Genomic DNA, 25,338 nt, shown 5'->3' with positions numbered 1-25,338 from the left:
CCTTGCGCCGTCTCCCTTATGCCGCCTGGGCGGTGCGTTCGCGCAGCCGCTGTTCCAGCGCCCGCCAGCGCGGCTCGACCGCCTCCATCGCCCGATGCTTGACCGGGCCGAAGCCGCGGATCTCCTGCGGCAATGCCGCCAGTTCCACCGCGGTGGCGAGGCGGTCGGCCGACAGCCGCTCCGCGATCTCCGCCACCGTCGCCTCATAGCGGGCGATCAGGGCGCGTTCCATCTTCCGCTCCGCCGTGTAGCCGAACGGGTCGAACGCCGTGCCGCGCAGCCGTTTCATCGCCGCCAGGCCGCGGAACACCGGCAGGATCCAGGCGCCCAGCGCCATCTTGCGCGGCTCGCCATAGCCGTTGGTGTCGCGCGACAGCAGCGGCGGGGCGAGGTGGAACACCGGCTTCCAGTCGCCCTCGAAGCGGTCCTCCAGGCTTTTGCGGAAGGCCGGGTCGCTGTGCAGGCGGGCGACCTCATACTCGTCCTTGTAGGCCATAAGCTTGAAGGCGCTGCGCGCCACCGCCTCGGCCAGCGCGGTCGAACCGGGGGCGACGCGCGCCTCCGCCTGCCGCGCCCGCTCCACCAGCGCGCGGTAGCGGTCGGCATAGGCGCGGTCCTGATAGTCGGCCAGGAACCCGGCGCGGCGCTCGACGACGGTGGCGAGGTCGCCATTGTTCAAATTTAGGGCCGGCGCCTCCTCCTCCGCGCCCAGCGTCGCCAGCAGCTCCGGACGGTGCGCGGCGAGGCGGCCGAAGGCGAAGGCGCGCAGGTTGGCGGGGACGCCGGTGCCGTTCAGCTCGATGGCGCGGGTCAGCGCCTCCAGCCCGACCGGCAGCAGCCCCTTCTGGAAGGCGACGCCCATCAGGAAGACGTTGGCGAGGATGCTGTCGCCGAACAGGGCGGTGACCACCCGGTTGGCGTCCACCACCTCCACCCGGTCGGGTCCGGCGGCGCGGCGCAGCGACCGCAGCAGCGATCCGGCATCGGGAAGCTTGGTACCGTCGCGGGTGAAGGCGCCGGTCGGGGCGACATGGGCGTTCGCCACCACCCGCGTCCGGCCCAGCCGCACCGTCTTCAGCGCGTCGGGAGAGGCCGCGACCACCGTGTCGCAAGCCAGCACCAACTGTGCTTGCTTCGGATCGATCCGCGCCTGGTTCAGCCGCGCCGCGTCGCCCGCCACGCGGAGATAGCTGTAGACCGCGCCGCCCTTCTGCGCGAAGCCCATGAAGTCGAGCACGGAGGACGCCTTGCCCTCCAGATGGGCGGCCATCGCCAGCACCGCGCCGACGGTGACGACGCCGGTGCCGCCGACGCCGACGATCAGAATTTCGGCTGGGTCATGGGAGGCGGCAAGCTGCGGCAGCGGCAGGGCGGCCAGTTCGTCGGCGAAGCGGGCGGCGACCTTGTCCGGATTCGGCCTGCGCAAGGACCCGCCCATCACCGAGACGAAGCTGGGGCAGAAGCCGTCGGCGCAGGAATAATCCTTGTTGCAGCTGGACTGGTCGATCTGCCGCTTCACGCCGAATTCGGTCTGCTTCGGCTGCACCGACAGGCAGTTCGACTTCTTGCCGCAATCGCCGCAGCCTTCGCAGACCAGATCGTTGATCACCATGCGGCGGGCCGGGTCGGCCATGGTGCCGCGCTTGCGCCTACGGCGCTTTTCGGCGGCGCAGGTCTGTTCATAGACGATGGCGGTGACGCCGGGGATTTCGCGCATCTCGTGCTGGACGGCGTCCAACTCCTCGCGGTGATGCACGGTGGTGAAGGGCGCAAGGCCGCTGCGGCTGTCGTATCTCTCGGGCGCGTCGCTGACCACGGCGATGCGGGTGATGCCCTCCGCCGCCAGCTGGCGGGTGATGGCGTCGACGGAGATCGGGCCGTCCACCGGCTGGCCGCCGGTCATGGCGACGGCGTCGTTGAACAGGATCTTGTAGGTGATGTTGACCTTGGCGGCCACCGCCTGCCGGATCGCCAGCAGCCCGGAATGGAAATAGGTGCCCTCGCCCAGATTCTGGAAGATGTGCGGGCGCTTGCTGTAGCGCGACTGCCCGATCCAGCTGACGCCCTCGCCGCCCATCTGGCTGAGGCCGACCGTGTCGCGGTCCATCCACGACGCCATGAAATGGCAGCCGATGCCGGCCATCGCTTTGCTGCCCTCCGGCACCTTGGTCGAGCTGTTGTGTGGGCAGCCGGAGCAGAAATAGGGGGTGCGCGGCAGGGCAGGGGCGGCAGGCGCCTCGCCCGGCAGCAGGTCGGCCAGCCGGCCCGAGAAGTCCCGCGCAGGGAAACGGTGGCGGATGCGCTCCACCAGCGCCTTGGCGACGATCCAGGGCCGCAGCTCCCCGGTGGCGGGCAGGAGATGGGCGCCGAACTCGTCGGTCTTGCCGACCACGGCGCGCGGGCGCTCGCCGGCCGGCAGGTGGAACAGCAGGTCCTTCAACTGGCCTTCGACGACGGGGGCCTTCTCCTCGACCACCAGGATTTCCTCGGCGCCGCGGGCGGCGGTCAGCGCGAAGTCGGGCTCCAGCGGCCAGGACAGGCCGATCTTGTGGACCGACAGCCCGATCTCCGCCGCTTCCACCGGGCCGATGCCCAGCAGGCGCAGCGCCTCCATCAGGTCGAGATGCGCCTTGCCGGTGGTGACGATGCGCAGCCAGCCACCTTTCCCAAGCACCGTCCGGTCGATGCGGTTGACGCGGGCGAAGGCCTTCACCGCCGCGACCTTGGCCGCCAGCCGTTCCTCGATGGCGAGGCTGGGCAGGTCGGGCCAGCGGTAATGCAAGCCTCCCGGCGGCGGGTCGAACTCCACCGGCAGGAAGCCGCGGTCCAGCGACGGCAGCCGCACGGTGGCGGAGCTTTCCACCGACTCCGAAATCGCCTTGAACCCGACCCAGGCGCCGGAAAAGCGCGACAGCGCGTAGCCGTAGAGGCCGAAATCGAGGAATTCGCGCACGCCCGACGGGTTCAGCACCGGCATCGACCACGCGATCATCGCAAGGTCGCTCTGGTGCGGCATGCTGGAGGACACGCAGCCATGGTCGTCGCCGGCCACCGCCAGCACCCCGCCGCGCGGCGAACTGCCATAGGCGTTGGCATGCTTCAGCACGTCGCCGGAGCGGTCCACCCCCGGCCCCTTGCCGTACCACATGCCGAACACGCCATCGACGGTGCCCTCGCCCGACGATTCGACCTGCTGGGTGCCCATCACGGCGGTGGCGCCCAGATCCTCGTTCACGCCGGGGACGAAGCTGATGGCGTGGGCTTCCAGATGCCGGCTGGCCTGCCACAGCGCCTGATCCAGACCGCCCAGCGGCGAGCCGCGATAGCCGCTGACGAAGCCGGCGGTGTTCAGCCCGGCCCGCCGGTCGCTTTCCGCCTGGAGCAGCAGCAGCCTGACCAGCGCCTGGGTGCCGGACAGATAGACCTGGCCCTCCGCACGGGCATAGCGGTCGTCCAGGCGATAGCTGTCGTCGATCGCCGGCTGTTCCGCCCGCAGGCCTTTCGGCATGCCGTCCATCTCTCGTCCCCTCGGATTTCTATCGTTGGAGACAAGTCTGCGCCTTTCGCAGGCAAATGATTTTGCGGGTTGGCGGTGGATCGGGGGTGATCGGAAAATCCTATTGCGGATTGTTGGGCCGCCGAGCGAAATTTTTGCGCGGTCGGCGGCGCTTTCCGACGGGGTTACCCTTTCAGGGCGGCGCGGCGGTCGGCCCGCATCAGGGCGGCGCCGCGTTCGGCGATCATCACCGTCGGCGTGTTGGTGTTGCCGGAGGTCAGCGTCGGCATCACCGAGGCGTCGATCACCCGCAGGCCGCGCACCCCGCGCACCCGCATCTCCGCATCGGTGACGGCGGTGGCGTCGTCCTTGCCGCCCATCCGGCAGGTGCCGACCGGATGGAAGATGGTGGTGCCGATGTCGCCGGCGGCCTTGGCCAGTTCCTCCTCGGTCTGGAAACTGGGGCCGGGCTTGTATTCCTGCGGGTGGTAGGGGGCGAGCGCCGGCTGCGCCACGATGCGGCGGGTCAGCGCCAGCGCCTTGGCCGCCTTCGCCCGGTCGGCCGGATCGGACAGATAGCAGGGGGCGATGGCCGGATTTTCGCGGTGGTCGGCGGTGGTGATGCGGGTCCAGCCGCGCGACGCCGGGCGCAGGTCGCAGACGCTGGCGGTGAAGGCCGGGAAGCCGTGCAGCGGGTCGCCGAACTTCTCCAGCGACAGCGGCTGCACATGGTATTCCAGATCGGCGGTCGCGACCTCCGGCGACGATTTGGCGAAGACGCCGAGCTGGCTGGGCGCCATGGTCAGCGGCCCCTTGCGGAACAGCGCATATTCCAGCCCCATCATCGCCTTGCCGAACAGGCTGCCGGCCCGCTTGTTCAGCGTGACGATGCCGTCGACCTTGTAGATCATGCGCAGCTGCAGATGGTCCTGCAAATTGGCGCCGACGTCCGGCACGTCCAGGACCACCGGGATGCCGAGCGCCTTCAGATGCTCCGCCGGGCCGATGCCGGAGCGCTGGAGGATCGCCGGGCTGCCGATGGATCCGGCGGCCAGCACCGTCTCGATCTTCGACGTCGCCCGCGCCGGCTCCCCTTTCATGGTGAAGCGGATGCCGGTGACGCGGCCGTCGGCGATCTCCACCTTGTCGATGGCCGCCTCGATGGCGAGCTTCAGATTGGGGCGGTCAAGCGCCGGGCGCAAAAAGGCCTTTGCCGCGCTCCAGCGGACGCCGCCCTTCTGGTTCACCTCGAAGCTGCCGACGCCGAGATTGTCGCCGCGGTTGAAGTCGTCGTTGCGGGGAATGCCGGCCTGTTGCGCCGCCTCGGCGAAGCGGTCGAGCAGGTCCCAGCGCAACCGCTGCCGCTCCACCCGCCATTCGCCGCCGGCACCGTGCATCTCGTCGGCGCCGCGCCAGTAGTCCTCGCTGCCCTTGAAGACCGGCAGCACCTCCTTCCAGCTCCATCGGCTGTCGCCGGTGATGGCGGCCCATTCGTCGTAATCGCGTGCCTGTCCCCGCATGGCGATCATGCCGTTGATCGACGAACAGCCGCCCAGCACCTTGCCGCGGGCATAGTGGATGCTGCGGCCGTTCAGCCCCGGCTCCGCCTCCGTCTTGAAGCACCAGTCGGTGCGCGGGTTGCCGATGCAGAACAGATAGCCGGCGGGGATGTGCAGCCAGACCCAGCTGTCCTTGCCGCCGGCCTCCAGCAGCAGGACCGAGACGTCCGGATCGGCCGACAGCCGGTTGGCCAGCACGCAGCCGGCCGTGCCGCCGCCCGCGATGATGTAGTCGAAGCTGCCGAAGTCCAACACGTCCGCCATCGCGTCCCTCCCGGGGGGATTTATCGATTTGTCAGACGTATTAAATTGCTGACCGGGCGAACGATCCAGCGAAATTTCGCCGCAGCGGCGGCGTTCGCTGCGGATTCCGGTCTCATCGGGGCTCTCGAACCGCGGCCCGCCGCCGTTCGCGCTCCGTCAGGAGGTCGACGAAGGCGCGGACCTTGGTCGGGCGGAAGCGGGCGGCGGGGAAAACGGCATGGATGCCGCCCGACGGCAGGCTCCAGCCCGGCAGGACCGGGACGAGGCGGCCCGATGCCAGATCCTCCGCCACGCAGTAATCCGGCAGCACGGACAGCCCGGCCCCCTCGCGCACGGCCTCCCGCACGGCGAAGGTGGCGTCGAGCGCTATGGCCGCCCGTGTCGTCACCGTGCGCGATTCGCCCGTCGCGGCGGTGAATTGCCAGGTCAGCGGATTGCGCAGGGCGGTGTTGGCGATGAAGGGCAGGGCAGCAATGTTCTCCGGCCGGCTCCCGCCCCCGGCCCATTCTCCGATCCGGCCGGCCAGCGCCGGGGTGCCGACCAGAAGCTGCCGGAAGCTGCCGAACTGGCGGGCCTGAAGGCTGGTGTCGGCCAGCCAGCCGACGCGGATGGCGAGGTCGAAAGTCCCGCCGACGAGGTCGAGCGACTGGTCGGACAGGACCATGTCGGCCTTGCAGGCGGGGTGGGCGGCGGTGAAGGCGGCGATGGCGGGAACGACGACCGCCACCCCGTAATCGAAGGGTGCGGTCAGCCGCAGCAGTCCGGACGGCGCCGCCGCACTTTCGGCCAGTTCGCCGAAGGCATCCTCCGCTTCCCGCAGAATCACGACGCAACGGCGGTGGAAGGCCATGCCGGCCTCGGTCGGCCGGACTTTGCGGGTGGTGCGGACCAGCAGGCTGGCGCCGACCTCTTCCTCCAGCCTCGCGACCTGCTGGCTGACCACCGCCTTGGTGATTCCCAGCCGTGCCGCCGCCGCGGTGAAGGAGCCGGTTTCCACCACTGCCGCGAAATAGGCGATGCGGTTCAGATGCCTCGGATCACTCATGATGCGGGCTGCCTGCCGATTGTTTGCCAATGGCATACGATATGTCGGTTCTATGCCAGCTACACAGCACAATCGGCCCCGGTTAAGGTCGTCCCATCACGTCACCGCCCATCACGGATGCGACCATGAGCCGGACCAGGACCGTCACCTATCTGTTCGACCCGCTCTGCGGCTGGTGCTATGGCGCCTCGCCGGCGGTCGCGTCGCTGTCGGATGTCGCGGATCTCGTGCTGGAAATGGTGCCGACCGGCCTGTTTTCCGGAGCCGGCGCCCGGCCGCTGGATGAGGGCTTCGCCGCCCATGCCTGGGCGAACGACCAGCGCATCCACGCCCTGACCGGCCAAATCTTCAGCGAGCGGTATCGCACCGGCGTTCTGGCCGACCGGAGCCAGCGGCTCGACAGCGGTCCGGCGACGCTGGCCCTGACGTCGGTGGCGCTGACCGCGCCCGACCGGGAGTTCGTGGCGCTGGCCGCCATCCAGTCCGCGCGCTATGCCGATGGCCGCGACATTACGGCGGCGGCGGTGCTGGCCGATGTTCTGGCCGGTCTGGGCCTCGACGCCGCGGCATCGCTCTTCACCGAGGGGACGGAGGAACTGATGGTCGCCGATGCCGCGCGGGTGGAGCGCGGCCGGCAGTTGATGGCAACCTACCGCGCCAACGGCGTGCCCACCCTGCTGTTCGACGACGGATCGCACCGCCGCAGGCTCGACTCCGAAATCCTCTTCTCCAAGCCCGGCAGGCTGGCCGCCCTTCTGCGCGCCCTCTGACCGCGAACACAAAAGGACATCGATGATGATGACGCGCAGGGACATCCTTGCCACCGCTCTGCACGCCTCGGCGCTGGCGGGAGCCGCTACCCTTCTGACTCCTGCCGGCGGCCTTGCCGCCATGGCGACGCCTCTGGGCTGGCAGTCCTTTCCCGCCGGGGAAACCGGCTTCTTCCGCGCCCCGGTCCTGCTGTCGGGCAGCCGCGAGGCGATCCTGATCGACGGCGGCTTCACCCTGCCCGACGGCAAGGCGCTGGCCGAAGCCATCCGGGCCACCGGCAAGACGCTGAAGACCATCTATGTCAGCCAGAGCGATCCCGATTACTATTTCGGCCTCGGTCCGGTGAAGGCCGCCTTCCCCGATGCGCGCGTCATAGCCGCCTCCGCCACCGTCGACGCGATCAAGGGCAATGTCGAAAAGAAGCTGGCGGTTTGGGGACCGAAGCTGAAGGAGAATGGACCGCAGACCCTGGCCGACGTGGTGATGCCGCAACCCTTCGATGGCGCCGCCCTGACGCTGGAGGGCCTGACCATCGAAATCGTCGATGCACAGGGGCTGGCGAACCGCCGTTACCTGTGGGTGCCGTCGCTGCGTGCCGTCTTCGGCGGGGTGCTGGTGTTCTCAGGCCTGCATGTCTGGACCGCCGACACCCCGACGGCGGAGGCGCGGACCGCCTGGGTGAAGGCGCTGGATGCCATGGCCGCCCGCGATCCGGCGGTGGTGGTCGCCGGCCATGCCGCGCCGGGCGCCGCGCCCGATGCGACCGCCATCGCCCACACCAAGGGCTATCTTCTGGCCTTCGAGGAGGAGCTTGCCAAGGCGAAGTCGAGCGCCGATCTGATCGCCGCCATGAAGCGGCGCTATCCCGACGCCGGGATGGGCATCGCGCTCGACATCGGCGCCAAGGTGGCGACCGGCGAGATGAAATGGGGCTGACGCCCCACCATCCGCCGCCCGCCATCCTCACTTCCGGTTGACCAGCGCCACGCCGCAGACCGCAACCGCCATGCCGGCCAGGGCCACGATGCCCAGCTTCTCGCCGAACAGGACCCAGGCGATCAGCGTGGTGACCGGCGGGGTCAGATAGAACAGGCTGGCGACCTTGGCCGCCGCCCCGCGGCGGATCAGGGCGAACAGCAGGAAGATGGCGCCGACCGACAGCACGAAGCACAGCCACAGCAGGGCGAAGACGAACTCGCCCGTCCAGTGCACCTGCATCGTCTCGGTCAGCGGGGCGGCGACCGCCAGGGCCAGCGCGGTGGCGCCGTACTGGATGGCGGTGCCGCTGCGCAAATCCATGCCGCTGCCATGGCGCTTCTGGTACAGCGTGCCCAGCGTGATGCCGACCAGCGCCACCAGGGCATAGGCGAACGGGACCAGATGCGCGGCGTCGATCGACAGCTTCTCCCGCACCACCAGCCCGACGCCGGCAAGACCCAGCAGCAGGCCAGCCCATTGCCGGCCGGTCACCCGTTCGCCCAGCAGCGGACCGGACAGCGCGGCGGTCAGCAGCGGCTGGATGCCGACCACCAGGGCCGTCACCCCGGCCGGCAGGCCCTGTGCGATGGCGATGAAGATGCCGCTGAGATAGACGCCGTGAACCAGCAGCCCGGCCAGCGCGATCCGCCCGGCGGTCGCCAAGTCCCTGGGCCAGGGCGCCCGGCTTACCAGCGCCACCAGCGCCAGCACCACGGCGACCAGCCCCAGCCGGATCAGCAGGAAGGTCAGCGGCTCCACATAAGGCAGGCCGTATTTCGCGCCGATGAAGCCGGTGCTCCACAGCAGCACGAAAAGGCCCGGCATCAGGCGCAGCCAGGTCTGGCCGCCCGTCGCGGTCCCGCTCATCTTTGAATCCCTTTCCCGATCCCGTCAGCTCACCGCCGGGACGGCCGGCGACGACTGGGTCGGCTGGCGGCGCGCCTCGGCGACCGCCTGGATGTGGGACTGCAAATCCGCGTCCTTCTGCACCAGCCGGCGGAAATCCTTCTCATCCAACACCAGCAATTGGCAATAGCCCAACGCCCGCACGTCTGCATTGCGCCGCTGGCGGGACAGCAGGGCCATCTCGCCGAAGAAGTCGCCGGTGCCCAGCTTCACCGGCTCCGCCAGCATCGGCACCAGCACCTCCACGGCACCCGACGCGATGAAGAACATGGCGTCGCCGCGGTCGCCCTTGCGCACGATGGTCTCGCCCGGCAGCGCCAGCTGGGCGCGCAGCAGCGTGGCGATGGTCGCCACCCGCTCCGACGGCAGGCCGGCGAACAGCGGCACCCGGCGCACCAGCTCCGCCACGTCGAATCGCACATCCAGCTTCGGCAAGCGTTCCAGAACCCGGCGCCGCTGCTCCAGATCGCGTTCGAGGTCGGTCAGCACCTCCTGGCTGATGATCGATTCGGCGTGCATGGCGCGATATTCGGCATGTTCCAGCCGCAGCGCGGCGCGGCCGACATAACGGCTCTGCAGCACCACCGCATAGTCGGGATATTGCAGCTTCAGGGCCGACAGCGCCTGTTCGACGATGCCGAGCCGGCCGACCAGCATGCCCTCCAGCTCGAACGCCACCTCCTGGCCCAGCACGCGGGCCAGACGGTCGCGGGTGAAGGCCAGCAGTTCGCGCAGCACGGTGCGCACCGCCACCAGCACCTCGAACCGCATCGACAGGCGCCGGGCCAGCGGCCGGTGGATGCCGAAGCGCCGTTGCAGCCAGCTCGCCGCCCGCATCCAGGGGGAGAAGGCGATGAAGGGCTCCTCGAACGCCCGATAGCCGTTGCGCCCCTGGCTCTTGACCGCGTCGAGCAGCCGGCCGCTGCGCCCGGCCAGCATCTCCATCACCGCACGCGACACCACCCCTTCGGAGAAGTGGGCGTAATAGAGTTCCTCCTCGCGGTTCACCAGGATGACGAGGCCGATGGTGACGCGGTCCTCGCCGGTCAGCTGGGCCTCCTCCTTGCGCTCCTGGTCGATCTTCTTCCGCCGCTCCTCATAGCGGGCGACCATCACGTCCTTGACGACGCCGTCGACCTCGTAGGTCTCGGCCACCGCGGCGACGCGGTCGCGGATGCTGTCGGTGGACAGCGCCAGCGCGCGGTTGCGCATGGCGTGCTCCACCGGCGTCAGCTCGTCCAGCTTCAGCAGGCGGATCAGCCAGCGTAGCGTCGTGCCGTTGATGAACAGCGTGACGAAGACGAAACCGGTGACCATCACCGCGATGAAGCTCTGCACCCGGTCGGGCACCCGGAAATTCTCGGTCACCGCCAGGGCCAGCGTCAGCGACACCGCCCCGCGCAGGCCGCCCCACAGCATCACCGACTTGTAGGAATTGCTGACCTTCTGCGCCAGCCCGGCCCAGGACAGGATCGGCAGCAGCCCGAACAGCACCACCGCGCGGGCGGCGAAGGCGGCCAGCACCACGACCAGCACCAGCCCGACCTCCGCCCAGCCGGCGTCCGCCATCAGGCGCGGCACCAGGATGGCGGTCAGCAGGAAGATCATGGAGTTGGCCCAGAAGCCCAGCTGCTGCCAGACATGCTCCATGGCGCCCCAGGTGGCGGGGGAGATGCGGGTGCGTCCGACCGAACCGATGACCAGCGCCGCCGCCACCACCGCCACCACGCCCGACGCGCCGACATAATGTTCGGCCAGCACATAGGACAGATAGGCCAGCGCCACCGTCAGCGTGATCTCCGCCATCGGCTGGTTGCGCACCGGCTCCACCAGCATGCAGACGATGCGGCCGCAAATGTAGCCGGTGACGACGCCGCCGGAGAAATCGCGCAGGAAGTCCAGCGCCGCCGCCCCGGCCCCGCCGGTGGCCTTGCGCGTCAGCATGTCGAGCAGCAGCGTGAACAGCGCGATGGCCGCGGCGTCGTTCAGCAGGCTTTCGCCTTCGACCAGCGTGGTCAGCCGGCGCGGCGCGCCCAGGTCGCGGAAGATGCCGATCACCGCCGCCGGATCGGTGGAGGCGACGATGGAGCCCAGAAGCAGGCAGGCGACCAGCCCAAGCGAGGTGAACAGGCTGACCGCATAGCCGACGGCGAAGGTGCAGACGAACACCGCCACCACCGCCATCAGCAGGATCGGCCCCAGATCGTCGAACAGCCGGCGCACGTCGACCGCCAGCGCCGTTTCGAACAGCAGGATCGGCAGGAAGATGTGCAGAAGCACGTCCGACGAGACGTCCAGCTCCGCCAGCGAGGCGAGGAAGTCGTGGAACGGCCCCTTGCCCGGCATGCCGGCGAAGGTCTGGATCACCGCGCCCAGCGCCACGCCGACGCCGGCCAGCAGCACCGTGTAGGGCATCTGGAATCGGGCGGCCAGCGGCGGCAGGAAACTGACGAGGGCGAGAAGCCCGGCAACGCCCAGGACTTGAATGACGATGTCGTGCATGTTTCCACGGAACGGCTGCGGCGTGGGCTGCACGGTATCGCCGCACTCTTTCCGGGGCAAGACCGGGGACCGCCCTATCCTGCGGCAAAAATGGTCCGCAGCGATGCGCGCGGTGCCATCCCGATCCTGATGACGTGCCGGATGGCGGCTGTACAACCCTTCGGTCTGGCTCTGGCGGTCGGACGCGCGATCGGCTAGGATGACACCGGTTTGATCCGGATTTGGAAGTGGGGCTTCGGGAATGGGAACGGTCGGGATGTTGCGGCCGGCGCTGGCTGGCCTGGGTCTGCTCCTGGTCATGGGCGGTGCTGCATGGGCCACCGACCCGGCATCTGCCCCGACCACGTCGGAGGATTTCATCAAGGCGCTGACGCCGGTGCCGAAGACACGCGGTCTGGCATTGGGCACCGGTGACACGGCGCCCGCTCCGGCTGCTTCCGCCGTTCCCGGCGCCGTTCCCGCCGCTGCTCCGGGCTCCGCCCCCGTCCCTGCGACCCCTGCCTCCAAGGCCGCCACGTCCAAGGTGGCCACATTCAAGGCCGCCGCGACGCAACCGAAGGAGGCGCCGCGCATCAGCTTCCAGGTGGAGTTCGCCTTCAATTCGGCGGAGCTGACGCCGACGGCGACCGGCATCCTGAACGAGCTGGGCCGCGCCCTGACCTCGCCGGATCTCGCCGCCTACCGCTTCCAGCTGACCGGCCATACCGACGGCGTCGGCAACCCCGACTACAATCTCGCCCTGTCGAAGCGGCGCGCCGCCTCGGTTCGCGATTACCTGACCCGGACCTTCGGCGTGTCGTCGGGCCGGCTGGTCGCCATCGGCCGCGGCTCGCAGCAGCTTCTCGACCCGGCGAATCCGGCCAGCGACGCCAACCGGCGGGTGGAGATTGTCAACCTGGGCTCATGACCGTCCAAGCGGGATCAGGGCCGGGGTTGCTCAGCGCCAGCCGCCGTCCTGCGTCAGGCCGGCCAGGATCCCGCCGAGGATGCCGTGCGTCGCGCGGGCGGCGGCCGACATCGGCCGGCCGGCGGCATGGGCCAGCAGGATGGTCCGGTCGATCTGCGGATCGACGATGGGCAGGCCGGTCAGCCGCTCCGCCGCCGCGCCATGCCGCGCCACCCGGTCCGACAGGACGGTATAGCCGCAACCTTCCGCCACCAGCGCCTTGATCTGCTCCAGTGCGTCGATCTCCAGCGCGACGGTGACCCCGGCCCTTGCCAGCAGGGCGGCATGCTCGACCTCTTCGCGCACGCCGTGCGGGCGGCCGGGCAGGATCAGCGGCAGGGACAGCGCCTCGGCGAAGGGAATGGCGTTGCGGCCGCGCAGCAGCGGGTCATCGGCCGGCCCGACCAGATGCAGCCTTTCGCGCGCCACCAGTTCGGTTTCCAGCCCGCCCATCTCCTTGGTGCCGAACACCAGGGCGAGGTCGAGCTGCCCTGACAGCACCCATTCCAGCATATGGCCGGACAGCCCCTCCACCACCCGCAGCCGGATCTGCGGATGGGTGCGACGCACCGCCAGCGCCAGCGGCACGGTCAGCACCGGCCCCAGCGAGGTCGGGATGCCGACGGTCGCCGGCCCGGCCGGCACCGCTTCCACCGCACGCACCTCGTCGTGCAGCCCGTCCATCTGGTCGATCAACGCCGCCGCCCGTTGCGCCAGCCGTCGCCCGCTTTCCGTCGGCACCACCCCACGTGCCGTGCGCAGCACGAGTTGGCAGCCGAAATCCTCTTCCAACCGCTTCAGATGCAGGCTGAGCGCCGGCTGGGCCACCCGCAACGCCTCCGCCGCGCGGGAGATCGAGCCATGCTCGACGATGCCCAGGAAATAGCGAAGCTGCCGCACGTCCATCCTGCCGGAACCCTTGTCATCCATAGTGCTGCGCTATGAAGGGAGCGGTGGAGATCACGTGTCAATATGGCATGTCGTTTGTCCGCAACGGAGGCTGCAAAGCCTGAGTGGCGTTCGAGGCGTTGTCGGTTGCGGACCAGTCGCCATGAACGCAATTAAAAAGAAAAATCGAAATATAAAATCTCCAAAAAAGACTTAAGTTTAAAAATACGCTCTCATAGAGAGAAAAATTAATCTTTATCGCTTATCTGTATATGTCCGGCGGCAGAGGTGTCCGGCTCCTCCCTGGGAATCCCGGGTGGGACTGTCGGGTGAGGTTCGACCCCTACAGTCATCCGTCTCACGCTGCCTTTATTTGAATGTCTCAGAAAACATTGAGAGAGGAATCGCAATGTCAGAAAATACCAATACTGCCGGTCAAGAGAGTATTCGTTTGGTTGCCAATGGCGATTCGATTGCCCTTGTCGATTCTGACGGCGTGGAAACAGCTGTTCCGTTCTGGGCGCTTTGCCGTGCCGCGGCCGATTTCGAAGCCGGCCGCTCGACTTCGAAAGACGCATTGACCAAACTGCTGGAGACGCCGGTCGGCTGGGAGAAGGATGGCGACAACGGCATCGCCCTCACGTTGAACGGCTCGCGGAAAGCCTGTTGCTGGGACGACATCTGTGCAGAGGCGGGGGTCTCGCATCCGGATTCGGCCATCGAGGCGTTGAACGCCCTCTATCAACCGACCGATTCGCTCGCGCGGGATGCGCGTTTCATTGCGGTGATCGGATCCATCGCCGGCGCGCTGGCGAAGGCGCTGGCAGGAAAGGTCGGCGGACTGATCGGTGCCAAAATCTTCGATGCGATCTTTCCGCCGAAGGATCAGAATATCGCCACATATTTCGATGATATGTACAATAAAATCGTGGTGATGTTCGATAAGAGGCTAGCAGAGGCAAAAATTCATTCCATCAATGGCCATATCAACGGCACGCAGGCCTTTATGCGAAATTCTTATCCTGGTTACAATCCGGGATCATCGAATTCGATAGATTGGCTAAAGGGTATGGTTTTGCAGTTTTCCACGCCGATGTATACGGACGTTACCTATACCTTGGCTCAACCGGACGTGCGGGAGCCGGGCTTTCCGGCATTCCTGTTGGCCGTGGGCGTTCATTTGGCATTGCTTCAGGAACTTGCGGTGCTCGACCGCCATGGCGGCAATTCCGTGGCGGCGGCGCAGAGCGCCGAGGCGGTCAAAAAGCAGGCCGCGGACTATCTGAAGATGGTGCAGGACACCTGGAAGATCGTCCTGGAGAAGCGCCTCAGCTATCTCAAGACCCATCAGCAGATAGCTCCTGCCTTCTATCCGGGTCATCAACCGATCTTTCTTCTCGGCTATGTGATCGATGAATTCATCAGCACGTCCCTCACTCCGCAGTCCATGCTTTGGGGCACGTCCAACATGTATGAATTCGAAAATGATCGCGGCCGGAAGCTGAACGAGTTCAAAGTGTCGGTCACCAAATCCTTTTCCGAAAGCCTGGCCGGCACCGGTGGTGTCGAGAAGTTCTGCGAGGAGTTGGCCCTGCTGCAACAGCAACCGCTTCCACCCGTCTGATAAATTCGAACCTAATACCAAGTCCCGAAGAGCCCAACTCACCGGGATCTGGCATAGGTCATGACTTGCGTGTGACTGAAGGGGCCGCGACGGCGGCCCCGAAAGCCCATGCCTGCGAAGGCAGGCGGCCGGGAGGCCGCACCCGCCTATTTACGTTTGATTGTATGAGCGGTTGGATCGTTCAATCAAAACGACGGGATCTGCCGATGGTCAACCGCCGTCGAGTGGCTGAAAACTGCGCGCTTCGTGGCAAATATTTTCAGAATGCCCGCCGCCCGGATAGCCCATCCGGTGGCGGCGCCTTGCCCTCCACCCCCTCTTGATCGCCGCAAATCCGTTAACCATTTACCCATCAGGCGCCGGGCGATCGCGCATTTTGCGGATCGCGGACGCGCCGTCCCGCGCCGGATGGCTGGGCGGGAGACCTTGGGAAACGGAGTGCCGGATGGACTTCGGTCAATTCACCGATCGTGCGCGTGGCGTCATTCAGGCCGCGCAGATCGCCGCCCTTGCCGAGCGGCATCAACAGCTTCTCCCCGAACATCTGCTGAAGGCCCTGATCGACGACACCAGCGGCGTCGCCGCGCGTCTGGTGCGCGACACCGGCGGCGATCCCGATCTGCTGAAGTCCGCGACCGAGGAACAGCTGTCCCGCGCTCCGGTCCAGCCGGGCGCCGGCGAAGGCCCGCAGCCGCTCTACATGTCGCCGGCGCTGGCCGCCGTGCTGCAGGGCGCCGTCGCCTCGGCGCGCAACGGCGGCGACCGCTTCGTCACCGCCGAACGGCTGCTGGAGAGTCTGGCCCGCCAGAGCGGCCCGCTGCGCGCGCTGTTCCGCCGCGCCGGCGTCGATGCCGACGCGCTGGCCGCCGCCGCCGATGCCCAGCGCAAGGACCATCCCGCCGACGCCGAGACTGAAACCATCTCCGGTGAGGCGCTGGCCCGCTACACCCGCGACCTGACGGAAGAGGCGCGGCAGGGCCGGCTCGACCCGGTCATCGGCCGCGACGACGAGATCCGCCGCACCATCCAGGTGCTGGCCCGCCGCACCAAGAACAACCCGGTGCTGATCGGCGACCCCGGCGTCGGCAAGACCGCCGTGGTCGAGGGGCTGGCCCAGCGTCTGGCCTCCGGCGACGTGCCGGAAGGGTTGAAGGACCGCCGTGTCCTGGCGCTCGACCTCACCGCGCTCCTGGCAGGCGCCAAGTTCCGCGGCGAGTTCGAGGAGCGGCTGAAATCGGTCCTCAGCGAGGTGCAGGAGGCCAACGGCCGCATCATCCTGTTCATCGACGAGCTGCACACGCTGATCGGCGCCGGCCGCACCGACGGCGCGATGGACGCCGCCAACATGCTGAAGCCCGCGCTGGCGCGTGGCGAGCTGCGCTGTGTCGGCGCCACCACGCCCGACGAGTACCGCAAGTACATCGAGAAGGACGCCGCGCTGGCCCGCCGCTTCCAGCCGGTGACGGTGGACGAGCCGTCGGTGGACGACGCCGTGTCGATCCTACGCGGCATCAAGGGCAAGTACGAGGTCCATCACGGCGTGCGCATCGCCGACGCGGCGGTGGTCGCGGCGGTGAGCCTGTCGGCGCGCTACATCGGCGACCGCCGGCTGCCCGACAAGGCCATCGACCTCGTCGACGAGGCGGCGAGCCGCCTGCGCATGGCCATCGACAGCAAGCCGGAGGCGCTCGACGCCGTCGACCGCCGCGTCGCCCAGCTGAAGATCGAGCGCGAGGCGCTGAAGGCCGAGCCGGACGCCGCCTCGCAGGAACGGCTGCACGCCCTGGAAGGCGAGTTGGCCGAGGCGGAAGCCCGCCAGTCCTCGATGGAGGAGGAATGGCGGGCCTCGCAGTCACGCCGCACCGAGGGCCGCCGCCTGAAGGAGGAGCTTGACCAGGCCCGCACCAGGCTGGAGCGCGCCCAGCGCGACGGCGACTGGGCCAAGGCCGGCGAGCTTGCCTATGGCGTGGTGCCCGACCTTGAGAAGCGTCTGGCTGAGGCCGAATCGCGCGCCAGCACGGAGCGCGACGAGGTGACGGCCAAGGACATCGGCGCCGTCGTCACCCGCTGGACCGGCATCCCGGTTGAACGGATGCTGGAGGGCGAGCGTCAGCGGCTGAAGGGCATGGAGGACAAGCTGGCGGAGCGCGTCGTCGGCCAGAAGGAGGCGGTGCGTGCGGTGTCCAAGGCGGTGCGGCGCGCCCGCGCCGGGCTGAAGGACCCCAGCCGCCCGACCGGCTCCTTCCTGTTCCTGGGCCCGACCGGCGTCGGCAAGACCGAGCTGGCCAAGGCGCTGGCCGCCTTCCTGTTCGACGATGAGACGGCGATCACCCGCCTCGACATGTCGGAGTACATGGAGAAGCACGCGGTCAGCCGGATGATCGGCTCGCCGCCGGGTTATGTCGGCTATGACGACGGCGGCTCGCTGGCGGAGCGCATCCGGCGCCGGCCCTATCAGGTCGTGCTGCTGGACGAGGTGGAGAAGGCGCATCCCGACGTGCTGAACGTCCTGCTGCAGGCGCTCGACGACGGGCGGCTGACCGACGGGCAGGGCCGGACCGCCGATTTCCGCCACGCCATCCTCATCATGACCTCCAACCTGGGGGCCGAGGCGCTGAGCGCCCTGGGGGACGACGAGGATATGGCCGGGGTGACGGTGGAGGTGATGGACGCGGTGCGCAAGGCGTTCCGGCCGGAGTTCCTCAACCGGCTGGACGACGTGCTGATCTTCCGCCGGCTGGGCCGGGACCAGATGTCGCGGATCGTCGACATCCAGCTGTCCCGCGTCAACGAGCGGCTGGCCGAACGCGGCGTCACCCTGGCGGCGGATGCGGCGGCCAAGCGGCGGCTGGGCGAACTGGGCTGGGATCCGGCCTTCGGCGCCCGTCCGCTGAAGCGCGCCATCCAGGGCCTTGTCGAGGACCCCATCGCCGAGCGTCTGCTCGACGAGGAGGTGGAGGGCAAGACCACCATGACCCTGTCGGTGGTCGATGGCCGGCTGGCGCTGGACGGCGTGGTTGTCGAGGAGGACCGGGCGCACGGCTTCAAGGCGCCGGAACGCCCGCCGCTCGGCTTTGCCCTGCCGCCGGTGGCGAGCGCCGCCGCGGCGCGGGAGGCGTCGGTCCACTGACCGGCCGCCGATTCAGACAAAAAGGCTTCGGATGCCGGTCATCCGAAGCCTTTTTCTTGTCAGGGCGGCGGAGTTTGGCGGCCGGGTGTCACCATTTCGACTTCAGCTTCTTAGCGCCGTCGCTCGACCAGATGATGGCGACCGCGTCGACCACCAGCGCGGCATCCGCCTTTTCATTCTGCTTCCACTCGCCGCACAGCATCATGACCGACGCGATGGCGCACTGGCAGCCGCCGCGTGCGCCCTCGATCATGCTGATGCAGATGTTCTCCTTCGGGCTTTCCTTCCGGAAATACTTGCGCACCGACCAAATCCGGTCGGCGATCAGCGGCAGCCCGACGGTGAAGACGCTGACCGCCTTGATCGCCGCGTTGTTTTCCTTGCGGTCGATGACGTAGGTCAGGTTGTGCTTGCACTTCCCGCAACTGCATGGATAGCCGGTGCTGCGCGTAGCGGAATCGCGCAGGTCATGCAGAGCGAAGATGCCGTTCGCGGTGATGCCGATGGCCAGCGCCCCCAGCCACGGCCCCAGCGCCGCCCCGAGGGGGAAGAGCGTGATGGAGCCGATGCCGACATTGACGGCCGTGGTCGCCACACCGCTGAGCGCGGTCAGACCGCTTTGCAGCCCGGCCTGGGCGCCGCCGATCAGCGCCATCTTGGAGTATTTCGCCAACTTCGCGCGCGTTTCGCTGAAGGGCTCGAAATCCTTGGCGGACGGCGCGTTGGTCTGGAAAATCTTTGCGAGTTCGCGAAGCTTCTCGGGCGGCGGCAGCGGCATGGTCGGGCACTCCCTGCGATGCGGCGGAGCGGCTGGCTGGCGGACGGAAGACCGCTCCTCCGAAAGTGTTAGCCCGGCAACAATCGGCCAACAAGAGGGACCGCGACCGGCGCCGGCCGCCCGCGCGTCCGGGGTGGCATTCGGGGTGCCGTCCGGGGTGCCATTGAGCCGGCGGGTCTGCTACATCTCGGCACCGCCATCCCGACACCGTCCGGGCGCGGGCGGTGCCGCAACAGCCGGAGGCAGACATGGCCGCGACCATCCCACCCTATCTGTCGACCTTCTCGCTCGCCGGGCAGGTGGCGCTCGTCACCGGGTCGGGCCGCGGGCTGGGGCTGGAGATCGCGCGGGCGCTCGCCGGGTCGGGGGCGCATGTGCTGCTGAACGGCCGGGACACCGCCACGCTGGAAGCCCGCGTGGCGGAAATCGCGGAGGCCGGCGGGTCGGCTTCGGCGCTGGCCTTCGATGTGGCGGACCGGGCGGCGGTGCGCGATGCCTTCGCACGGATCGCACGGGAGCATGGACGCCTCGACGTGCTGGTGCAGAATGTCGGGCAGCGCAACCGCAAGCCGCTGGCCGAGCTGACGGACGACGAGATCGTCGCCCTTCTCGATGTCGATCTGGCCTCCAGCCTCATCCTGGCGCGGGAGGCGACGCGGCTGATGCTGCCGCGGGGCAGCGGCCGGCTGATCGCCGTCACCTCCGTCGCCGGGCAGATCGCGCGGGCCAATGACAGCGTCTATGCCGCGGCGAAATCGGGACTGAACGGCATGGTGCGGGCGCTGGCCGCCGAATATGGACCGGTGGGACTGACCAGCAACGCCATCGCTCCCGGCTTTTTCGCAACCGAAACGAACGCGGCCATTACGGAAGATCCGGAGCGCTCCGCTTATTTCGCCAACCGCACGCCGATGCGGCGCTGGGGGCGGCCGGAGGAGATCGCCGGGGCGGCGGTGTTCCTGGCCTCGGCGGCGGCGTCCTATGTCAACGGTCACGTCTTGGTCGTCGATGGCGGCGCCACCATCTTGATGTAAGCCGACGGCCGACTGCCCCCGCCATGCTGACGATCCCCATCTCCTGCGGCGATCCCGCCGCCCTGTTCCGCCCCTGGAGCGCCGAGCCCTGGGCGATGCTGCTCGACAGCGCCGCACCCCATCCGCGGAACGGGCGACATTCCTATATCGTTGCGGAACCGTTCCAAACCGTCGAAGCGACCGGTGGGCGAACCCTCGTCGATGGCCGCCCGGTCGGCGGCAGCCCCTTCGACGCGCTGGAACGGGCGCTGGCCGCTCATCCGCATCCATCCGGCAGCCCGGTTCCCTTCACCGGTGGCGCCGTGGGCTTCATTGGTTACGAAGCCGGAACGGCTTTGGAGGGGCTGCGCTCCCGCCATGGCAATCCTGGCGGCCAGCCGGACTTCGCCTTCGGCCTGTACGATGTCGTGGCGGCCTTCGACCAGCAGGAACGGCGCGCCTGGGTGATCGCCGCCCGGCCGGAGGCGGAGGACCGCGCCCGGCGCATGGCGGCGCGGCTATCCGTTCCGCCTCCGGAACAATCGGCCGGGCCTGAGCCGATGCGCTGGTGGTCGGAGCTGTCGCGCCCCGACTATCTCGACCGGGTCGGGCGGGTTCTGGAGTATATCCGCGCCGGCGACATCTATCAGGCCAACTTCACGCAGCGCTTCCTGGCCGATGCCGGGCCGGACACCGACGCCTACGCGCTGTACGAGCGGCTGCGCCGTCTCAGCCCGGCGCCCTTCGCCGCTTTCCTGAACTGCGGCCCCCGGCTGCGTCTGGCCGGGGCGTCCCCAGAGCGCTTCATCCGGCTGGGCGCCGACCGGACGATCGAAACGCGGCCGATCAAGGGCACCCGCCCCAGGCATGCGGACCCGGCCGCCGACGCGGCGGCGGCGGCGGAACTGTCGGCCAGCATCAAGGACCGGGCGGAAAACCTGATGATCACCGACCTGCTGCGCAACGATCTGGCGCGGGTGTCGGAGATCGGCAGCGTCAAGGTGCCGGTGCTGTTCGGGCTGGAGAGCTTCGCCACCGTCCATCATCTGGTGTCCGTGGTCACGTCCCGCCTGCTGCCGGGGCTGGGACCGGTCGACCTGCTGCGCGCCGCCTGTCCCGGCGGGTCGATCACCGGGGCGCCGAAGATCCGCGCCATGCAGATCATCGACGAGCTGGAGGTGGCGCGGCGCGGCGCCTATTGCGGGTCGGTGGTCTGGATCGGCTTCGACGGCGCCATGGACAGCAACATCGTCATCCGCACCCTGTCGGTGACGCAGGATCATGTGATCGCCCAGGCCGGCGGCGGCATCGTCGCCGATTCCGATCCGGCGGACGAGCATGAGGAGATGCTGGTCAAGGCCCGCGCCCAGCTGCGTGCCGCAGGATATCCGGTGGTGGAGTGGGCAGGGGAGGGGATGCGATGACAATCTGGCTGAACGGACGGTTGGTGCCCGCCGCGGAGGCGCGGGTCGACCCGACCGACCGCGGTTTCACCCTCGGCGACGGGCTGTTCGAGACGATCCGGATCAAGGACGGTGCTCTGCGCCACCTGCCGCGCCATCTCGACCGGCTGGGCGCCGGATCGGCGCTGCTCCGCCTGCCGCTGCCTCATGACTCGGTGGAACTGACCGGCGCCATGGCGGCGCTGATCGAGGCCACCGGTGTCGCCGACGGCGTCCTGCGCCTGACCCTGTCGCGCGGTACCGGTGCCCGCGGCGTGCTGCCGCCGGCCGACGCCCGGCCGACCCTGCTGATGACGGCAGCGCCGGCCGCCCACATGACCGCGCCGGTCGCCGCGATCATCGCCGGCTGCACCCGCCGCAACGAGTATTCGCCGCTGTCCCGGCTGAAGTCGCTGAACTACCTGGATTCAATCCTGGCCCGGCAGGAGGCGGCGGAACGTGGCGCCGACGAGGCGCTGCTGCTGAACGGCGCCGGCCGGCTGGCGGAATCGAGCGTCGCCACCCTTTTCCTGTCCATCGGCGGCCGGCTGCTCACCCCGCCCGTCGCCGACGGCGCCCTCGCCGGCATCCGCCGCGCCCTTATCCTGGAGCGCCATGGCGCCGAAGAGGCGCCGCTCACCCCCGACGACCTCGCCCGCGCCGACGAGGCCATCCTGACCAACAGCCTGGGCCTGCGCCCGCTGGTGGCCGTGGACGGCCGGCCGGTCGGTTCCGGCGCCGCCGGTCCGGTGCTGGCCCGCCTGCTGGCCGATGCGGACCTGTAAACCGCCATTCATGGGACTGTGATGATCGAGACAGTGACCTTTCCCGAACTGACCGTCATCGGCTGCATGGTCGAGGCGAGCCGCGACGACCTGCCCGCCGCCGTAACCGCCGCGTGGGAGCGCGTGTTCGCCGCCGACACCGGAACGGCCGCTTTCGCCGCCGTTTCGCTGCCGGAGGAGAACGGGCTACAGCGCCGGCTGGTCGGCTTCATGGCGGCGAAGGCGAGCGAAATTCCCGCCGGCATGGTCCGCGTCGACCTCGACGCCGGCCGCTATCTGCGGACCGTGCAGGACGGACCGGCGGCGGAGATCGCCGACGGCTTCGCCCGCCTGCATGCCCATGCCGACGCGAACGGGCTGACGCTGTCCGGCATCGCCCTCGATTTCGGCTACCGGCCGGGGCTGCCGGACGGGCGCCACGAACTGCATCTGGCGCTCGCCCCGCAACTGCCGGCGCTGGCCTGACGCCGCGTCCGGCGCCGCTCAGCGTGCGGTGCTGTAGACGCCGTGGATGCCGAACTCCACCGGCTGTCCGGTCAGGTGACGGGTCAGCAGGGCGGCGACCTCCCCGGCGGCCGGCTTGCCGTCGAGCGCCGCGAGATCGCGCTGCAGCCCCGTCATCGGCTTCGGCGAGGCGATGGCGAGGAAATGGTCGGCGCCGAAGGGCGGCTCCACCGTCAGCGCCAGCCGGTAGGGGCCGCCGCGCGGGATCTGCGCCGGGTCGTTGCGCTCCGCCAGCGGGTAGAGGTAGTTGACCGTGCCGTCGGCGGCGAGGTTGATCAGGGTGAAATAGGTCCCGCTGTTGCCGCCGATGGCGAGCGAGACCGTCTCCCCCTTGCGGTAATCGCGGTCGCCCGGCTCCACCGCCAGGGTCAGCGAACGGTCCTGCGCCGCCGCCTTCACCCGCACCACCAGCGCCCATTTGTCGACCACCCCCTGCACCCGCCGCCGGGTTTCCGGCGCCATCGGGTCGCCGGGGATGCTGGCCAGCACGTCGCCCATCGAGCTGACCACCTCGCCGGTGGCGCCGTCCCAGACCAGGGCGGGATCGTCCTTCCCGGCGAGTTCGATCCCGGTGAAGCCCGCCGCCAGCTTCTTCACCGCCGCGGGTTTGCCCAGGATGCGCAACGGGATCGGCCCGGCGGCCGGCAGCAGGGACGGCGGCTTAGGCCGGCCGGCGACCGGGTCGATCAGCGGGATCTCGCCACGGCCGCGCGGCTGCACCTGCGGATGCTGCCGCCCCTCCAGCGCCATGCGCACGGCGCCGCGGACATGGGCCTCCAGCTCCCCCTTGGTGACGATGCCGTCGCCGTCGCGGTCGGCCTGACCGCGCAGCGCATTGGCGAAGGCCCAGCTGAGCGCGCCGCGCGGCTTGCGGTCGATCATCACCTCCGGCGCCAGCTCGTGGTCGGCGACCGCGGCGAAGAAGGTGACGTTCGGCTGTTCCTCCGCCTCCGCCTGCAGGGCGGCGCGGGTGGGCAGGGGAAGGGCGTCGTCCTCGATATGGTCGACTGGAACGCCGTCGATCTTCGCCGCCCGCGTGCCAAGCATGCCGGCGCGGTCGTCGAAGGCGCGGGTCATCGTGCCGGAATGGCACGAATCGGAGATGAAGATCACCCGGCGCGGAGCGGCCTCCTTCAGCAGCACGGCGATCTCGTCGTCGGTCAGCCGCTGGGCGGTGCCGGGGCCGCGCGGCGCGAAGTCGGCCAGCACCAGGAACTCGTCCATGCCGTCGGCCTCGCTGCCGGGCACACGCTCCGGTTGCTGGGCGCCATGGCCGGCGAAGGTCAAGACCAGCGTCGAGTCGGGGGCGGTTTCGGCAATCAGCTGGCGCCACGCGGCGATGATCCGGCTGCGCTCCGCCTCGCCGTCGATGAACAGGCGCAGCTTGCGGACGCCCAGCCCCTTCAGCGCGTCGGCGATGTCGCGGGCGTCGTTCACCGCGCCCTGCAGCGGGTTGACCTGGGTATACCGGTCGATTCCGATGACCAGGGCGCCGATTTCCGCCCGCGCCGGCGCAGGCCCGAGCGCAAGTCCCGCCGCGGTCGCCACCATGACGAATCCGCCCAGAATTGCGCCGGCGGCCGTGCCTTGGCGTCGCCTTCCTCCAAACATTGCAGTCCCCCAACGATGCCGTGCAGCACAGGCTACACGTGGATGCCGATGCATAAAAGGCCGCACGAATTGGTGGTAAAGATCACTTCCTTTGCGGTTGTTGCTGTGGCAGCGTTGCAGCCGGACCCGATCGGCAGGGGGGCCGCATCCACTGTGGGGGTGGAACGGCCGGCTGGGAATTCGGGGACGGAACGAATGACGCCGCAAACGGCAGTGCAAACGGGAATCAGCTCATGCGAAGCAACCGCGCCAAGGCAAGCCTCGTCTCCATCACCATCGTCGCCATGGCGCTCAGCGGCTGCGTGACCACGCAGCAGGACCGCATCGGCGCGAATGACGGCACCGACGCCTGCTACCAGTACCGCGTCGCCCTCGACTCGACCGGCAACTATTATGCCGAGGACATGCTGAAGGGCGCCGCCATCGGTGCCGGCGTCGGTGCGCTGACCGGCGCGCTCGCCGGCGGCAACCTGAAGAGCGCGCTGATCGGCGCCGCGGCCGGTGCCGCGCTGGGCACGCTCGGCGGCTACTGGAATTCGAAGGCGCAGCAGGGCCGCGATCAGGCGATCCTGGGCGTGATGAACGACCTCGACGCCGAGAACCAGAACCTGGACCGCACCCAGGTCGCGCTCGACCAGCTGGTGAACTGCCGCCGCGCCGAGATCGCGCGCGTCAAGGCCGACTACAAGGCCAAGCGCATCGGCAAGCCGGAGGCGGAGCAGCGCATGACCCTGATCCGCACCCAGCTGGACAAGGATTACGCCATCGCCAGCAGCATCAACCAGAACATCGTCAAGCGCCGCGACGAATATCTGATCGCCGCCGACAACATCGAACCCGGCTCCGCCGAGAAGATCCGCACCAAGACCGCGGTCCAGGCGCAGACCAAGAAGAAGAAGGCCAAGCAGACCACCACCGCCAGCGGCACTCCGGCGTCGCAGGTGGTCCAGCGCACCAACACCGCCTTCGAAACGTCTGAGCGCATCAACGCTACCACCAGCAGCATTCAGCAGATCGCCCAGAAGGAAGCCACCCTCGACGCGGTCTGAGGCGTACTCTGACCGGCCCGGCCCGGCCGCGTGTCCCCCGAGATCGA

At 68.8% G+C, this 25,338-nt stretch carries 18 protein-coding genes; 10 read left to right on the top strand and 8 right to left on the bottom strand.

Annotated elements, in window-relative coordinates:
• Nucleotides 1-16: 16 nt before the first annotated feature.
• The 3 genes from FZ029_RS12215 to FZ029_RS12205 all read right to left on the bottom strand — a co-directional run bounded on the left by FZ029_RS12215 (nt 17) and on the right by FZ029_RS12205 (nt 6,364).
• Nucleotides 17-3,508: an indolepyruvate ferredoxin oxidoreductase family protein gene (locus FZ029_RS12215; protein WP_247892280.1), complete on the bottom strand. Its 3,492-nt coding sequence runs from the start codon at nt 3,506-3,508 to the stop codon at nt 17-19.
• Between the two features lie 173 nt (nt 3,509-3,681).
• The gene (locus FZ029_RS12210) at nt 3,682-5,319 is read right to left on the bottom strand and encodes a GMC family oxidoreductase N-terminal domain-containing protein (RefSeq protein ID WP_149269473.1); all 1,638 of its coding nucleotides are present in this window, start codon (nt 5,317-5,319) and stop codon (nt 3,682-3,684) included.
• Between the two features lie 112 nt (nt 5,320-5,431).
• Nucleotides 5,432-6,364 (bottom strand): LysR family transcriptional regulator, encoded by a 933-nt coding sequence (locus FZ029_RS12205; RefSeq protein WP_149269472.1) that lies wholly within the window; start codon nt 6,362-6,364, stop codon nt 5,432-5,434.
• 125 nt (nt 6,365-6,489) lie between these two features.
• Between FZ029_RS12205 and FZ029_RS12200 the strand changes: the two genes are divergently transcribed.
• Together FZ029_RS12200 and FZ029_RS12195 are read left to right on the top strand one after the other, a co-directional pair.
• Complete coding sequence (locus FZ029_RS12200) at nt 6,490-7,134, top strand: DsbA family protein (protein ID WP_149269471.1); 645 nt, start codon at nt 6,490-6,492, stop codon at nt 7,132-7,134.
• A gap of 22 nt (nt 7,135-7,156) precedes the next feature.
• A complete protein-coding gene (locus FZ029_RS12195; RefSeq protein ID WP_247892279.1) occupies nt 7,157-8,071 on the top strand; it encodes an MBL fold metallo-hydrolase in 915 nt (304 codons plus the stop codon).
• 27 nt (nt 8,072-8,098) lie between these two features.
• On the opposite strand, the gene FZ029_RS12190 is transcribed toward FZ029_RS12195, so the two are convergent.
• Both FZ029_RS12190 and FZ029_RS12185 read right to left on the bottom strand, forming a co-directional pair.
• Nucleotides 8,099-8,980 carry a DMT family transporter gene (locus tag FZ029_RS12190; RefSeq protein WP_149269469.1) on the bottom strand — a complete coding sequence of 294 codons (882 nt, stop codon included), beginning with the start codon at nt 8,978-8,980 and terminating at the stop codon, nt 8,099-8,101.
• Nucleotides 8,981-9,004: 24 nt separating this feature from the next.
• The gene (locus tag FZ029_RS12185) at nt 9,005-11,521 is read right to left on the bottom strand and encodes a cation:proton antiporter (protein ID WP_149269499.1); all 2,517 of its coding nucleotides are present in this window, start codon (nt 11,519-11,521) and stop codon (nt 9,005-9,007) included.
• A gap of 256 nt (nt 11,522-11,777) precedes the next feature.
• Between FZ029_RS12185 and FZ029_RS12180 the strand changes: the two genes are divergently transcribed.
• Entirely contained in the window at nt 11,778-12,428 is a 651-nt protein-coding gene (locus FZ029_RS12180; RefSeq protein WP_247892278.1) for an OmpA family protein, read from the top strand.
• A 30-nt stretch (nt 12,429-12,458) separates the two neighbouring features.
• Here FZ029_RS12180 and FZ029_RS12175 read toward each other — a convergent pair whose 3' ends face one another.
• Entirely contained in the window at nt 12,459-13,373 is a 915-nt protein-coding gene (locus tag FZ029_RS12175; protein WP_149269467.1) for a LysR substrate-binding domain-containing protein, read from the bottom strand.
• Nucleotides 13,374-13,764: 391 nt separating this feature from the next.
• On the opposite strand from FZ029_RS12175, the gene FZ029_RS12170 reads away from it, so the two are divergent.
• Nucleotides 13,765-14,979 (top strand): hypothetical protein, encoded by a 1,215-nt coding sequence (locus FZ029_RS12170; RefSeq protein WP_149269466.1) that lies wholly within the window; start codon nt 13,765-13,767, stop codon nt 14,977-14,979.
• A 445-nt stretch (nt 14,980-15,424) separates the two neighbouring features.
• Nucleotides 15,425-18,109 (top strand): ATP-dependent chaperone ClpB, encoded by a 2,685-nt coding sequence (clpB, locus tag FZ029_RS12165; RefSeq protein ID WP_149269465.1) that lies wholly within the window; start codon nt 15,425-15,427, stop codon nt 18,107-18,109.
• Between the two features lie 88 nt (nt 18,110-18,197).
• Here clpB and FZ029_RS12160 read toward each other — a convergent pair whose 3' ends face one another.
• Entirely contained in the window at nt 18,198-18,887 is a 690-nt protein-coding gene (locus FZ029_RS12160) for a hypothetical protein (RefSeq protein ID WP_247892277.1), read from the bottom strand.
• A 248-nt stretch (nt 18,888-19,135) separates the two neighbouring features.
• Here FZ029_RS12160 and FZ029_RS12155 point away from each other — a divergent pair, with 248 nt between their 5' ends.
• From FZ029_RS12155 to FZ029_RS12140, 4 genes are read left to right on the top strand one after another with little or no spacing between them, the layout of a single operon-like run.
• Nucleotides 19,136-19,921: an SDR family oxidoreductase gene (locus tag FZ029_RS12155; RefSeq protein WP_149269464.1), complete on the top strand. Its 786-nt coding sequence runs from the start codon at nt 19,136-19,138 to the stop codon at nt 19,919-19,921.
• Between the two features lie 23 nt (nt 19,922-19,944).
• Complete coding sequence (gene pabB, locus FZ029_RS12150; protein WP_149269463.1) at nt 19,945-21,324, top strand: aminodeoxychorismate synthase component I; 1,380 nt, start codon at nt 19,945-19,947, stop codon at nt 21,322-21,324.
• On the top strand, nt 21,321-22,127 hold the full coding sequence (locus FZ029_RS12145; RefSeq protein ID WP_149269462.1) for an aminotransferase class IV: 807 nt from the start codon (nt 21,321-21,323) through the stop codon (nt 22,125-22,127). The genes pabB and FZ029_RS12145 overlap by 4 nt, the downstream gene beginning before the upstream one ends.
• 21 nt (nt 22,128-22,148) lie before the next feature.
• Nucleotides 22,149-22,592: a GyrI-like domain-containing protein gene (locus FZ029_RS12140; RefSeq protein ID WP_149269461.1), complete on the top strand. Its 444-nt coding sequence runs from the start codon at nt 22,149-22,151 to the stop codon at nt 22,590-22,592.
• An 18-nt stretch (nt 22,593-22,610) separates the two neighbouring features.
• Here the strand turns inward: FZ029_RS12140 and FZ029_RS12135 are convergent, their stop codons facing one another.
• Nucleotides 22,611-24,182, bottom strand: a complete 1,572-nt coding sequence (locus FZ029_RS12135) for a caspase family protein (RefSeq protein ID WP_247892276.1) — start codon at nt 24,180-24,182, stop codon at nt 22,611-22,613.
• A 293-nt stretch (nt 24,183-24,475) separates the two neighbouring features.
• Here FZ029_RS12135 and FZ029_RS12130 point away from each other — a divergent pair, with 293 nt between their 5' ends.
• On the top strand, nt 24,476-25,291 hold the full coding sequence (locus FZ029_RS12130; protein WP_149269460.1) for a YMGG-like glycine zipper-containing protein: 816 nt from the start codon (nt 24,476-24,478) through the stop codon (nt 25,289-25,291).
• The last annotated feature ends 47 nt before the right edge of the window (nt 25,292-25,338 follow it).

It is taken from the genome of Azospirillum sp. Sh1, from assembly GCF_008365135.1.
Taxonomy (GTDB): domain Bacteria; phylum Pseudomonadota; class Alphaproteobacteria; order Azospirillales; family Azospirillaceae; genus Azospirillum; species Azospirillum oryzae.
Note: the sequence above shows the minus strand (reverse complement) of the source record. Positions and strands in the feature narration are given on the sequence as shown.